We start from the raw sequence: 12804 nt of genomic DNA on the forward strand, positions 1-12804 counted from the left end.
TGTCAGCCCGTGCAGCCGCCGACCAGCACCTGAACATCGCGATGGTCGATAAATGCCCGCCCATCCGCCATCCGAGCAACGGCGGTCACTGTCTGGGACTGAGCCAACCGGATGCGGGTGGTTACCTGCGCCAGGCCGCTTGCCTCGGTGAAGTTGAACTGAGCGACATGAGGACGTGGGTTCCCACCGGCAACGATGAGAATGCTCTCCACCAGATCATTACCCACCATTTTGCTCTCGACAGCGGCAGTAATAGGCACCGCATTGCCGTTTTCAGCAGTCTCGGGAATGGTCAGAGTCACTCGAGCAGCTTCTGCCTCGGCACCGTTCAAGAACTCATCGATCAACTTTTGCGCGTCAACATCCGTGGCATAGGCAGCGGGGACTCCTGCCCCGGCCACAACAGCCGCAGCAACGCCGATAGTTAGACGGAGCGTGTGCCGCCTGGTCATCTGCATGGTCAACCTCCTGCAATGGCCATTTTAATCGACGGCCTTTCCAACGAAATACGAGGGCTGCAGCGCCGCTGCAACCCTCGCTTAGAGATCAGCTAATCTTAGCCGAATACGTCTTCAACGATACCCGCGTACCAACCCACGGATTCTTCGTAGGTCGCCTTACGCAGATCAGCGTCTTCACCGGGCTGGCTGATGAATGTCTCAACAGCGGCAATCTTACCGTCCTTCGGCTCATACTGTGCGCCGACCTTAACGCCGTCATTGGTCTCAATCAGCGACCAGCAGGTGTTGGAATAGCGAGCAGGGAAAGCACGCGCATCCGTAAGGTCAGCGCGAATGTTGATCGCGGCGACCTTTGCCTGGCTGTTGGCCGAGAAGGCGGATTTCGGCATGTCACCAGCGACCGACGCATCGCCAAGGACGAAGATGGAATCATCTACCTTCGAGCGCATCGAATTCTCGTCGATGGGCACCCAACCGGCTTCGTTGGTTACCCCTGCGTCAACGGCAATAGCACCTGCACGCTGCGACGGGATGATGTTGAGGAGCGCGCCCTCAAAGACGTCGAGATCGGTCTCGACCGTTCCCGCCGCTGCGTCTACCGACTTGACGCCGCCGTGAACATCGGGACCGTACCATTCGACCATGCCCGGGTAGTGCGCTTCCCAGCCCTCAGTGAACAGCGCCTGTTTCGAAAAGCTTTCCTTGTAGTCGAGCACGAAGATTTTCGAGCGCGTGAAACCCTTCTTCTTCAGAACGTGAGCGAACATGGAGATGCGCTCGTAAGGTCCAGGAGGGCAGCGGAATGGATTTGGCGGCGCGACCATGACAATGTTCTGACCGTCTTCGACCGCGTCCAACTTCTCCTTCAGGAGTTGCGTTTGCGGTCCAGCCTTCCAGGCATGAGGTGCGATTTGAGCGGCTTCCTGCGAGTATCCTGGAACCGAATCGTAGATTATGTCGATGCCGGGTGCCAAAACCAGGCGATCGTACGGAACGGTCGAGCCGTCAGCCAGTGTCACCGTCTTCGCTTCACGGTCTACGGAAGCGGCACGGCCCGTGATCTTCTTGATCCCGTAATTCGACACCAGCTTGTCGTAGTCGTGCGTGATGTCATCGAAGGATTGGAAATCCCCGAGATACAGGTTCGAGAAGAAGCAAGTGGTGAAAGTCTCGGTTTCGTTGATCAGGGTGACGTCAATGGCACCTGCTGAATCACGGGCGACATATTTGGCTACGGTCGCACCGCCTGGCCCGCCACCGATGACAACGACGCGTGGCTTCTCTTGGGCCCGCAAATAGGTAGGCAGTGCCAGCGAAGACGCGCTAGCCCCCAGCAGTAATCCAAAGTGGCGCCTGGTTAATCCGCTCATGTCCCTCTCCAATATCTAGGATTTTATTTCGTCTGTGCTGCAAAATGGGCGGCCAAGGCCGCAATTTCTTGGTCTCCGAGCCGCGCAGTGCGCACCGACATCACCTCATTGGTCCGTACCCCGAGCTTGTACTCCAGGAGCGCCGTAATGAGATCCGAGACCGGCTGGCCATGGATTATTGGAATTCCGGCGGGTTCGCCAGAAAGACGATGGCAAGCGACACAATCGCCGGCGAGGTACTCCCCATAAGCGCGGTCAGCGTCGATACCAAGTATGACTTCCCTCGCCTCCCCCACGCGCTGAATAGACGAAGGGTCAGCCACTGCGAGAACGGGACTATTCAGAGCCGCCAGAGCAAGAACGGCATGGAACGCGAGCTTCATAATTGCCCGACCCGGTTAAACCCGCGCATCCCAACCACCTCCACTATACAGTCACCCCAAGTTGCGCGCATCATACGGACAATCGCGGAGAACACTAAAGCAAGGAATTGCGAAGAGCGCCACCTCCACGATATTTCGTTTTGCCAAATGCGCCGGGATCGGAATTGAATTCCCCTTCACGATGATTTCATCAATGAAGGCGGGTAAGTCACCTTGCCTTTGGTTCGGAGGAGCCCCAGAAAATTCTCGCTTCTGGCTGCGTGGCGCGCGCTTTTTTTGGTTTCAATCGAGCATTTCCCGTTATGTTAGGTGCTTCGCCTAACCACTTCGTGGGACAGGCGTCGCTTTTGCCACTTCCCAGCTTTTCGAGCGAGCGTCGGGGCCAAGCACAAAGTGGTCGGGGGGCCGGCCGATAAGAAGTTGAGGCGTGGTGATCGGGAGGGTCGCCGCAATAGGGGATAGGTGCCTGCGTGAACTATATAAAACGGTATTTTTGGGCGGTCGTGGGAGTGGCGGCCGTCGCATTTTCTATCTGGCTGCTTTACCATGAACTTCGCGGTCTATCTTTAGATGAACTCTGGGAAAGTCTGGCCGCAATTTCCGTTCACGCTTGGATGTTGTCTATCGCAGCAACGCTGCTCGCATACGCGGCACTTGCTGGATACGACCACTTGGCTCTGCTCCACCTGCAAAGGGAGGTGGGCTGGCTCTACATGACCATATGCTCGTTCACCACCTATGCCCTTTCCCACAACATTGGCGCTTCGGTGTTTTCAGGGTCGGTGGTTCGCTACCGCGCTTATACTGCCAAAGGCCTTAGTGCTGCCGAAGTCGGCGTACTCGTCGCGTTCTGCTCATTCACGTTCGCTTTGGGCACGCTCATGCTCACGGGCATCGTCCTGATAATTGAACCGGAACTAACGGAGCGGTTCGTGGAGGTGCTGCCGGTGTCAGCATCATCGGCAACCGGAGTCATGCTCCTCGCCTTGGTGGGCCTTTATGTCTTAGGGAGTGCGCTGAAACTGCGCCCGTTGAAACTAGGCAAGATCGAGGTTCACTATCCGAAACTGCACATTGTTGGGCGGCAATTGCTGATCGCTCCCCTGGAGCTCATCGGCGCTGCCGCGATCATTTACTTTGCCCTTCCCGAAGCTGGAAACCCGGGCTTTGTTATCGTTCTCGGGATCTTCTTGATCTCATTCTCCGCTGCATTGCTCTCGCACGCACCCGGTGGCCTTGGTGTTCTGGAACTGGTGTTCATCACGGGTCTGTCCGAGATGGATCCGGCTGACGTCCTCGCGGCACTTCTCGTTTTCCGCCTGCTCTACCTTATTATTCCGTTTGCGCTGGCGCTGTTCGTCGTACTGGGCTTTGAGCGCTCACAACTGGCTCACGATCAGGAACCATGACCGTCTGATGTAATTTGGGCCAATTGAGCGGGACATTGTCTGGAGCCATTGCCCCGCCGGATACGATGAAGGCCATCGCATCGTTCTTCGTCCAATCGAGCCAGACCAGTCTCGACGTAGGCACCAGCTCCACAAAGCCAGAGGTCGGATTCGGCGTCGTGGGAACGTAGACGGCAGCCAATTCCGGATGCTGCTCCGTTTCGGGGAAAACCCGGGTTACTATCCCCACCGCGCGCATGTTCTCAGATAGAAACTCAATCAGGACCACACGTTGCCCTGTCGGCGTTCCATCGCCCCCAAGCGAGCGTATCAATGTTTGAGTGGCGCCATAGACCGTACGTGCCAGCGGCACACGTTCGACAATCCGGTCAAATGCCCGAAGCAATCTGCGGCCGACCACGGCGTTGGATGTCTTGCCAAGTAAGAAAAGGCAGAGCAGTGCGAGAATTAGGGCGAGACCAGATTGAAACCAGCCGGCCAGCAACAGGTCCGCAGCGTCGGGCATCGTTGGCCGCAATACACCCGCCAGCGCAAAGGTAGCAGGCCTTCCGGCCCAGACCAGCATGTCAACCACAAAGGAAATGATCCACGCGGTCACTCCTAACGGTACGATCGTGAGGACCCCGGTGATTATATGGCGAGTGATCGACTGCATGCAGCCCTCTGCTTCACGAAGACAATAAGCTTTCGACCCAATGCCTCGCCACTAATTTCGGGAAGTCAACTCTATCCCGCCTCAGGACCTGCTTTCCGGGGCGTCTGGATCAGCGCCGACGTCGAGCTTGATACGAGGCGGATCCATCGGAGGCACCTCCGGGTTGTTTTCCGCCCGATCGCGATAGATTGCGGCCCGCGCGAGCAACATCAGGGTGATCGGCATCGTGACGGTCACAAACACGCCGACGAGGAACTCATGCAGGACCGGACGTAGCTGCAGCACGGAGAAGAAGATCATCGACGCCATGACAATGGCACCGGTTCCCCAACTCGTCCCAAGGGTAGGTGCATGTACGCGGTCATAGAAAGAGCGCAACTTCCAAAAGCCGTATGAGCCTACGAGTGCCAGCCCTGAGCCAAGAAGCAGAAGAAGCGCGACGATAATTGCTGCCCAAAGCGGCAGGTCTTGCGCGTGGCTCATTCGATCACCTCACCGCGCATCAGAAATTTAGCCAATGCCGCGGTTGCGACGAAGCCGAGAACGGCAATGATCAACGCAGCCTCAAAATAAAAGGTGCTTCCGGTACGAATGCCGAAGACAAGCACCTGCAGCATGGAATTAACGTATAGGGTATCGAGGCCAAGAACCCGGTCCTGTGCTCTTGGTCCGCGCATCATGCGTGCCAAGGCAAAGATCATGGCGAGCGCCAAGGCCATATGAGCCACATAAACCGCGACCATGACGATCATCTCACTCATTCGAAAATCTCCCGCAGAAGATGCTCGTAACGGTTCTTGATGATGTCCATCCACTCCGCCTCATCTACCAGATCGAAGATGTGGAGCAACACCGTTCCCTTCGCTGAATCATAGTCCATCCACGCGGTACCCGGCGTGCTGGTAATGATTACCGACAGAATAGCCAACCCAACCGGGTCCCGGAGATCCAGTGGGATGCTGAGAAAGCCGGACGTTCTCGCCCTCTTCTTCCCCTGCAGGATGATCGTCACCACAGCGATGTTCGAACGGATGATGTCCAGGAGAACGATGCCAAGCAGCTTCGGCAACAGATCCCACCGCTTGATGTTCGGCCGAACGGGGTCAAGTGCCACCAGCCCTTGGACCGCTAGCAAGGCAACCGCCGTTCCGAGGATCAGATTTCCAAGTGAGAAGCTCGTCAGCAGCAGCCACATGCCGATGAGCGAGACCGTCAGCAGTGGAAAGGGGAACAAGCGCTTCATTGCGTTGTCTCCCTCATAGGTGTCACGGCACGCGGAGCGTCGATCACGCTTTCAATGTAAATGCGAGGGTCATGCAGATTATCCGCGGTTGCCTGCATGTATCGCATGATCGGGCCGGCCTGCACAGTGATCGCAAAGGTCAGAACGAGCAGTGCCGCTATCGGCAAAATCTCCGTGACTAGAACGCGCGGAACGACGGCATCCACTGGCGCCCAGAAGGCGCGGATGCCCGCGCGGCTCATCGAAATCAGTGAGGCCAAGCCTGACAGAATGAGGAAGGCTGTCAGCCACCAGGCAGAAGGGCTGATGACACTGCCTCCGTCAGCTCCGCCGGGGTTCATACCCGCGTCGATAATCACGAATTTGGCAACAAATCCCGGGAGGGGCGGCAGCCCCGCCAGGAGCAATGCGCAAGCACCAAAACTGATGCCAAGGATCGCAAGCGTGCCCGGAATGACTACCCCGACTTCCTCTTCAAAGTCCTCATCGACCTCCTCGTCACCGAAGGCCTCGACAGTCACGGCCAGAACGTTCGAGATCTGATCCTGACCGCGTTCCACAAGCTCGATCAGCAGGAAGAAAGCACTTATCGCGACGGTCGAGCTGACGAGATAAAGCAGCGCACCAGCGGTCACGCCAGCCTCGAAGAGACCGAGTGACGCCAGCAGTGTCCCTGAGGAAACGAGGACAGAAAACCCTGCCAGCCTGCCAAGCGACTGAGATGCAAGCACGCCTATCGCTCCGAAAGTGATCGTAGCAAGACCACCGAGCAGTAGCGCATTCGTCCCGAATCCAGCTGAGACCGTTTCCTCGCTGAAAAACAGAAGCGAAAGACGCAGGATGACATAGACGCCTACCTTGCTCATGATCGCCATGATCGCCGCGACCGGCGCTGGCGCCGCCGTGTAGGTGGTAGGTAGCCAGAAAGCCAGGGGCCACATCCCGGCCTTGATCAGGAACGCGATACCGAGGATCCCTGCTCCGGCCTCCAGCATCATCATGCTTTCAGGAGAGACACGCGGAATTCGTACCGCGAGGTCTGCCATGTTCAAAGTACCGGTGACGCCATAGATCATGGCGACGCCGATCAGGAACAGCAGTGAGGCCGCTAGGTTAATCGCAATGTAATGCAAGCCCGCCCTGACACGCTGCGGCCCTGAGCTGTGCAGGACAAGTCCGTACGACGCGGCCAGCATCACTTCGAAAAATACAAAGAGATTGAACAGATCGCCGGTGAGGAACGAGCCGTTGAGGCCCATCAGCAGCAGAAGGAATAGCGTATGGAAGTGCGGACCTGCCTTCTGCCAGCGACCGATCGAGAATATCAGCGCCGGAATTGCGAGAACCGACGTCAGCAGAAGCATCATGGCCGCAAGCCGGTCGAGTACCAGCACAATGGCAAAGGGCGGCGGCCAGTTCCCCAACAGGTAAACGACCACGCGGCCATTCTCGGCCGTTCCATCGAAGTGCGCGACTCTGATCAGCATCACCGAGATGACTAGCAGCGCGATCGATGTGACGATCGATACAGTCGCCTTCAGGACGCGTTCCTGATCGTTGAAGAACAAGAGCAACGCGCCTGCCAGCAATGGCAGGACTATGGGCAGGATGACGAGATGTTCAGGTCCCGGGATCATCGCTCCGGCTCCCTGCCGTCAACATGATCTGTCCCGGTAAACCCACGTGCTGCCAGAAGTACAACAAGAAACAGCGCCGTCGTCGCAAACCCGATGACGATTGCAGTCAGGACCAACGCCTGGGGTATCGGATCCGCAAAATTCGCTGGATCAACGACGTCAACACCCTGCACGACAGGTGCCGCGTTCGTCTTCAATCGCCCCATCGAAAATATGAAGAGATTCACTGCATAGCCCAGCAAAGAAAGACCGATAATGACCTGATAGGTACGCGGTCGGAGCAGCAACCACACTCCCGACGCGACAAGCACACCGATACCGATAGAAAGGACCAGTTCCATCAGGCGTCCTCCTCGACCTTCGCTGCTTCAACAGCGCGCACGCGATAGCTACGTACGGACTGATGCGCGATTGCGATGAGCATGAGGACGGTCGCGCCAACGACCAGCGCGAACACGCCTAGGTCGAACAGAAGGGCGCTTGCCGTCGGAACTTTTCCGATGAATGGAATCTCCGTGTACTGGAAGTAACTCGTCAGGAAAGGCATTCCAAATAGCCACGCTCCGAGGCCAGTGAACGCTGCCGCGAGAAGGCCGACACCGATCCACCGAACCGGAAGTATGCGCAGGCGATCTTCAACCCAGCGAGTACCGCCTGCCAGATATTGCAGCAGGAAACCAATCGCCATGGTGACGCCGGCTGCAAAGCCGCCTCCAGGCAGGTCGTGCCCGCGCAGGAAGAGATATGCAGCCAGCAAGATGATAACCGGGAACATCCACTGCATCAGAATGGACGGAACCATCAGGTAGTCACGCACCGTCGAACCAACTTCGCGGTCGGGACGCTCATCATCAATCAGGTTCTGGATACGTTGCTGCTCGGGCACGCCCACACTGTCCGGCGCGGGCCTGAAACGGCGCAGGAGAGCGAAGACGGTAAGCGCAACGATGCCAAGAACGGTAATTTCGCCGAACGTATCGAATGCGCGGAAGTCGACCAAAATGACGTTGACAACGTTCGTTCCGCCACCTTCCGAATAGGCACGGTCGAGGAAGAAATCAGCAATCGTGTCCGGCATCGGGCTCGTCATCATTGCGTAGGCGATCATCGTCATGCCGACGCCGCACACGAGGGCGAGCGCGAAATCGCGGTGGCGGCGCATGCGTGCCATCGGCGTGACCGCGTTGTCCACTTCCTCGAGACGCTGTGGCAGCCACCGCAAACCGAGCAAAATCAGAACAGTGGTAACGACTTCGACCACCAGCTGCGTGACCGCCAGATCAGGCGCTGAGAACCAGATGAAAGTGATGCAAGTTACAATCCCCGCACCGCCCATGAGAATAAGGGCCGCGAGGCGGTGGTACTTGGCCTGATATGCCGCGCCAATCGCGCAGACGATGCCGACAGCCCAAAATGCCGCAAACGTTGGGTCCAAGCCGTCGAAGCTTACATTTTGAGGTCGGAATCCAGCCTGAAATAGCGGCCATAGTCCTGCGACGAATGCTGCTAGGACTACAAGACGAAGCTGCGGCTGAAGGCGACGCGTCCCAAGATTGGCTTCTATCCAACGCGCCCAGCGCCACGAGATGGTCACCAGGATCCGCTCGAAGATTCGCTGTCCCTTTAGGTTGCGCAAGAACGGCGTGCCATCTTCGCAGGTCGCCAGATAATTGTTCAGCGCGAAATACAAGAGGATTCCGCCAACGAGTGCGATGACGCTCATCACCAAGGGCGTGTTAAAGCCATGCCAGACCGCGAGACTGTACTCCGGCGTCTCGCTCCCCAGCACCGCAACCACGGCGGTGTGCAAATAGGGCCCAACCGTGATGCTCGGTACCATTCCGACGATTAGACAGATGAGGACCAGCAACTCAATCGGAAGGCGCATCCAATGGGGCGGCTCATGCGGAATCTTCGGAAGGTCTACAGGCTTCGGGCCGAAGAAAACTGTATGAATGAACCGAACCGAATAGGTGACAGCGAAGGCGCCGGCCAGGGTGGCTGCATACGGAGCAAGACCGTCCAGAATCGAGCCATGGTGCTTTTCCAGGGTCTCGGCAAAGAACATTTCCTTCGACAAGAAACCGTTGAGCAGAGGCACGCCAGCCATGGCCGCGCTTGCAACCATCGCCAGCGTGGCCGTGATTGGCAAGAACGAAAAGAGGCCTGATAAACGCCGCATGTCGCGTGTTCCGGCTTCGTGGTCGATGATACCAGCGGCCATAAAAAGCGACGCCTTGAAGGTCGCATGATTCATCATGTGGAAGATGGCAGCGACGGCCGCGAGCGGGCTTCCCAAGCTCAAAAGCGTCGTGATCAGACCAAGATGGCTGATTGTTGAATAGGCAAGAAGACCCTTCAGATCCTGCTGGAAAATCGCATAAAAAGCGCCAAGGGTAAGCGTCGTCATGCCGGTCAGTCCGACGATGAAGAACCATTCATCAGTGCCGGACAGAACCGGCCAGAGGCGCGCGAGCAAGAAGACGCCAGCTTTCACCATCGTCGCGGAATGCAGATAGGCAGATACCGGCGTCGGTGCCGCCATCGCGTTGGGCAGCCAGAAATGAAATGGAAACTGCGCGCTCTTGGTCAGTGCGCCTAGCAGGATCAGGATGAGCGCCGGTGTGTAAAGATCATGGTTGCGAATGAGATCGCCTGACGCCAACACCACGTCCAGATCATAGCTTCCGACAATATGGCCAAGGATCATCAAACCGACGAGCAGCGCAAGTCCACCGATGCCGGTGATGGTCAGCGCCATTCTCGCGCCGTCGCGCGCAGCCTGATTGTGATGCCAGTAGCCGATTAAAAGGAACGACACGATACTGGTCAGTTCCCAGAATATGGCGAGTACAATCAGATTACCGGAGATAACGAGCCCCTGCATCGCGCCCATAAATGCCAGCAGGAAAGAAAAGAACCGCGGCACCGGATCCTTCGGCGACATGTAGTAGCGCGCGTAAATGACGACGAGCAGGCCGATGCCGGTGATCAGCACCGAGAACATCCACCCGAAACCATCCATCCGCAGCGTGAAGTTCACACCGAGTTCGGGAAGCCACTCCGCCTCACGACGAACCACCCCACCATTCTTGACCGACGGGTATAAGAACGCAGTGATCGCAAAGGCGGTCACTGAAATCAGGCCCGATAGCCAAGCCTCAGCGTTACGCGCATTCGAGGGGAGCAGTGAAGCTGCTACGCTGCCAGCAAACGGCAACAACAGGAGAAACAATAGCAGGTTCGCGTCGGTCATTCCGCGTGATTCGGCTTTCGGGTGCTAGAGGGATCAGGTAATTTCAGAAGCCGCAGATATTCGCATCAAGTCAAGCCCTTAACGAAATAATGTACGGATGTGCGTCAGGTAACCGTGCCCATCCACAGTCCTTGCTGATCAACTCACGATCGTCTGGTTTTTATTCGCCAGATCGTCTTCATCGCTAACAGCTACCGGAATCGGCGCAGCCATTTCATGGAGCCATTCGCGCCAGATGGCGACCAAAAGCGCCATAAGTACAGGGCCGATGAAGAGGCCTAGGAACCCCATCGTCTTTACCCCGCCAATGAGGCCGAAGAAGGTAGGCAGGAACGGCAGCTTGATCGGCCCCCCCACCAGTTTGGGTCGGACTGTCTTGTCAACGATGAAGAGCTCGATGGAGCCCCAGGCAAACAGGGCAAATCCTGCGACGGGCGAACCCGAGGCGATCAGGTAGAGCGATACAAGAGTAAAGCTGAGCGGCGCGCCGCCAGGAATCAGCGCCATAACACCGGTAATGACGCCGAACGTCACCGGAGATGGAACACCGGCGATCCAGTATGCGATGCCGAGGACGATGCCTTCCGCGATCGCAATGAGTGTCATCCCCATTACGGTCGAGCTGATGGTCGCTGGCACGACGCGTGAGATCCGCTCCCAACGCATTGGCAGGATGCGCTCGCCCAGCGTATCGACCTGTCCGGCGAAGTTCTCGCCGTCCTTGTAGACGAAGAACAGCGCTATGAGCATGAACAGGAGGGTCAGCAGCAGGTCAAACAGGCCGGTACCGGCGGCAAGGACACCACGATAGATCGAGCCGATGTTTGCACCGCTGACGATCTGTACCAGTTCACCGAGTGCGCCCGGATGCCCGATATAACGCTGCCACTGCTCGTCGAGCCATGCGCCAATCCCTCCCGGCAGCTGGATCATCCATTCAGGCGCGGCCGCCCCCGTACGGTTGGTTTCCACTGCCCATGTGAACCAGACCCCAATTTCGGTGATCGTATAGCTGATCGCCATGACAACCGGAACGACGAGGAAAGCTACAATCAGCGCGATCGCGATCGTAGCCGCGAGCGGGCGACTACCGCCGCAGCGGCGAAGCAGGTCGCGATAGATCGGCCAGCTGGCGAAACCGATGACCAGCGCAGCCAGAACAGGCACCAGAAAGCCGTGAAAGAAATAAATACCGGCGAGAAAAACGAGTACGAGCAGCCATCTGGCCGCCGATAATGGCGGTACCAGCGCGATCCGTGTCGGTCGTCCGTCTCCAAGCCAACGCGGTTCTTGCGGGTTGTTTGTCTTTTTCATACGCGTTTCGTCGCCTGCTCAGATCGCCGCTTAGCTGTACAGCGCTACCATCACTATGATGTGTGGCACTGGCATTCCAACGCGGTCAAGGCTTCGGCCCCCTGAAAGCGGCATGCGCGACATTCTTTCTGACTGAAATCGCGCTGCGGCTCCTTCCTTGCACCAAAGCCGAGTTTTATAGGCTAGAGCAATACTCGTGGATCTGCGATCCCCCGGAAGCTCGTCGGGACAGAGAAGGTCATGCCGGCCAGCGGCTGCTCGGAAAGCGCGGTATCGTTCAGGCCTTGCCTTGCCGTCGTGATGAACAGCGTAGTCAGATCCGGCCCGCCGAAAGCTGGACATGTCGCCTGGCTTGTTGGCAGCTCGATCCGCAAATCCTCCTGGCCATCTCGATCAAACCGGATCACACAAGCCTTGCCCCAGCAGGCGACCCACATGTACCCCTCGCTGTCAAAAATCGCCCCGTCGGGACTGATTTGTGCCTCACGGAGGTCCAGGAAGTCGGAACGATCACCAATTGGCCAGCCCTCGGCGTCGAGCCGCTGCTTCCAGATTATGCGCTGGCGTGTGTCGGTGAAGAAAGCATAATCCCCTTCCGGCGAAAAACAGGTGGCGTTCGGAATTTGGATATTAGGGCGAAGCGCCCGCAGTTCCCCCTTGTAGTAACGGTAGATCGTTCCCGCGCCAGGTTCCGCCTGCATTCCCATCGTGCCGAACCAGAAGCCGCCTTTGGGATCCGCTCGCCCGTCATTGGTCCGAAGTGCCGGCTCACTTGGCGGTAGCGGGCAAATCATCTCCCCCTCGCCTTTTACCAGGTCGAAGCGAATGAGGCCGTTGGCCCCTGCGACCAGAATGCAATCCTTGTCCACCCATCCTAGAGCCGACACCGGAACATCGAATGACCACTCTGCGGCTTCATCGCCTTTACGTGTCAATAGCCTGCGGCCAATGATATCGACCCAAAACAGCTGCTCGCGCAGCGGATGCCAAAGCGGTCCCTCGCCGAGGAAACACGATCGGTCGTCGAAAACTGATGGCTGCAAAATGATCCTCCCAAATCAAATTAGAGAAGATTG

Annotated in this window: 13 protein-coding genes; 1 reads left to right on the forward strand and 12 read right to left on the reverse strand. The window is 57.5% G+C overall.

The annotated features are described in order from the left end of the window. Positions 1-2: 2 nt before the first annotated feature. From IOD40_RS02355 to IOD40_RS02365, 3 genes are all read right to left on the reverse strand, one after another. Entirely contained in the window at positions 3-458 is a 456-nt protein-coding gene (locus tag IOD40_RS02355) for a thiosulfate oxidation carrier protein SoxY (protein WP_233713795.1), read from the reverse strand. A 98-nt stretch (positions 459-556) separates the two neighbouring features. Continuing rightward, complete coding sequence (locus IOD40_RS02360) at positions 557-1831, reverse strand: NAD(P)/FAD-dependent oxidoreductase (RefSeq protein WP_198473870.1); 1275 nt, start codon at positions 1829-1831, stop codon at positions 557-559. A gap of 23 nt (positions 1832-1854) precedes the next feature. Beyond that, positions 1855-2214, reverse strand: coding sequence for a c-type cytochrome (locus IOD40_RS02365; protein WP_198473872.1), 360 nt, complete (start codon positions 2212-2214; stop codon positions 1855-1857). Positions 2215-2684: 470 nt separating this feature from the next. Between IOD40_RS02365 and IOD40_RS02370 the strand changes: the two genes are divergently transcribed. Continuing rightward, positions 2685-3623 carry a lysylphosphatidylglycerol synthase transmembrane domain-containing protein gene (locus IOD40_RS02370; protein WP_198473874.1) on the forward strand — a complete coding sequence of 313 codons (939 nt, stop codon included), beginning with the start codon at positions 2685-2687 and terminating at the stop codon, positions 3621-3623. Here IOD40_RS02370 and IOD40_RS02375 read toward each other — a convergent pair. From IOD40_RS02375 to IOD40_RS02415, 9 genes are all read right to left on the reverse strand, one after another. Continuing rightward, complete coding sequence (locus IOD40_RS02375) at positions 3547-4278, reverse strand: DUF502 domain-containing protein (RefSeq protein WP_198473875.1); 732 nt, start codon at positions 4276-4278, stop codon at positions 3547-3549. The two genes, IOD40_RS02370 and IOD40_RS02375, sit on opposite strands and share 77 nt — an antisense overlap. A gap of 81 nt (positions 4279-4359) precedes the next feature. Next, complete coding sequence (mnhG, locus tag IOD40_RS02380) at positions 4360-4761, reverse strand: monovalent cation/H(+) antiporter subunit G (protein WP_198473877.1); 402 nt, start codon at positions 4759-4761, stop codon at positions 4360-4362. Continuing rightward, positions 4758-5039 carry a K+/H+ antiporter subunit F gene (locus tag IOD40_RS02385; RefSeq protein WP_198473879.1) on the reverse strand — a complete coding sequence of 94 codons (282 nt, stop codon included), beginning with the start codon at positions 5037-5039 and terminating at the stop codon, positions 4758-4760. The genes mnhG and IOD40_RS02385 overlap by 4 nt, the downstream gene beginning before the upstream one ends. After that, complete coding sequence (locus IOD40_RS02390) at positions 5036-5521, reverse strand: Na+/H+ antiporter subunit E (RefSeq protein WP_198473881.1); 486 nt, start codon at positions 5519-5521, stop codon at positions 5036-5038. Before IOD40_RS02390 ends, IOD40_RS02385 begins: the two co-directional genes overlap by 4 nt. Further along, positions 5518-7158, reverse strand: a complete 1641-nt coding sequence (locus IOD40_RS02395; protein ID WP_198473883.1) for a monovalent cation/H+ antiporter subunit D — start codon at positions 7156-7158, stop codon at positions 5518-5520. Before IOD40_RS02395 ends, IOD40_RS02390 begins: the two co-directional genes overlap by 4 nt. Further along, positions 7155-7499 (reverse strand): Na+/H+ antiporter subunit C, encoded by a 345-nt coding sequence (locus tag IOD40_RS02400; RefSeq protein ID WP_198473885.1) that lies wholly within the window; start codon positions 7497-7499, stop codon positions 7155-7157. Before IOD40_RS02400 ends, IOD40_RS02395 begins: the two co-directional genes overlap by 4 nt. Beyond that, positions 7499-10414 carry a monovalent cation/H+ antiporter subunit A gene (locus IOD40_RS02405; RefSeq protein ID WP_198473887.1) on the reverse strand — a complete coding sequence of 972 codons (2916 nt, stop codon included), beginning with the start codon at positions 10412-10414 and terminating at the stop codon, positions 7499-7501. Before IOD40_RS02405 ends, IOD40_RS02400 begins: the two co-directional genes overlap by 1 nt. 138 nt (positions 10415-10552) lie before the next feature. After that, complete coding sequence (locus tag IOD40_RS02410) at positions 10553-11728, reverse strand: AI-2E family transporter (RefSeq protein ID WP_198473889.1); 1176 nt, start codon at positions 11726-11728, stop codon at positions 10553-10555. Positions 11729-11910: 182 nt separating this feature from the next. After that, a complete protein-coding gene (locus tag IOD40_RS02415; protein ID WP_210336765.1) occupies positions 11911-12771 on the reverse strand; it encodes an SMP-30/gluconolactonase/LRE family protein in 861 nt (286 codons plus the stop codon). Positions 12772-12804: the final 33 nt, after the last annotated feature.

Source organism: Aquamicrobium zhengzhouense, from assembly GCF_016124105.1.
In the GTDB taxonomy this organism is placed as follows: domain Bacteria; phylum Pseudomonadota; class Alphaproteobacteria; order Rhizobiales; family Rhizobiaceae; genus Aerobium; species Aerobium zhengzhouense.

Coding starts and splice junctions, on each gene's coding strand:
- IOD40_RS02355 (WP_233713795.1), bottom strand. CDS start 458: ATGCAGATGACCAGGCGGCACACGCTCCGTCTAACTATCGGCGTTGCT.
- IOD40_RS02360 (WP_198473870.1), bottom strand. CDS start 1,831: ATGAGCGGATTAACCAGGCGCCACTTTGGATTACTGCTGGGGGCTAGC.
- IOD40_RS02365 (WP_198473872.1), bottom strand. CDS start 2,214: ATGAAGCTCGCGTTCCATGCCGTTCTTGCTCTGGCGGCTCTGAATAGT.
- IOD40_RS02375 (WP_198473875.1), bottom strand. CDS start 4,278: ATGCAGTCGATCACTCGCCATATAATCACCGGGGTCCTCACGATCGTA.
- mnhG (WP_198473877.1), bottom strand. CDS start 4,761: ATGAGCCACGCGCAAGACCTGCCGCTTTGGGCAGCAATTATCGTCGCG.
- IOD40_RS02385 (WP_198473879.1), bottom strand. CDS start 5,039: ATGAGTGAGATGATCGTCATGGTCGCGGTTTATGTGGCTCATATGGCC.
- IOD40_RS02390 (WP_198473881.1), bottom strand. CDS start 5,521: ATGAAGCGCTTGTTCCCCTTTCCACTGCTGACGGTCTCGCTCATCGGC.
- IOD40_RS02395 (WP_198473883.1), bottom strand. CDS start 7,158: ATGATCCCGGGACCTGAACATCTCGTCATCCTGCCCATAGTCCTGCCA.
- IOD40_RS02400 (WP_198473885.1), bottom strand. CDS start 7,499: ATGGAACTGGTCCTTTCTATCGGTATCGGTGTGCTTGTCGCGTCGGGA.
- IOD40_RS02405 (WP_198473887.1), bottom strand. CDS start 10,414: ATGACCGACGCGAACCTGCTATTGTTTCTCCTGTTGTTGCCGTTTGCT.
- IOD40_RS02410 (WP_198473889.1), bottom strand. CDS start 11,728: ATGAAAAAGACAAACAACCCGCAAGAACCGCGTTGGCTTGGAGACGGA.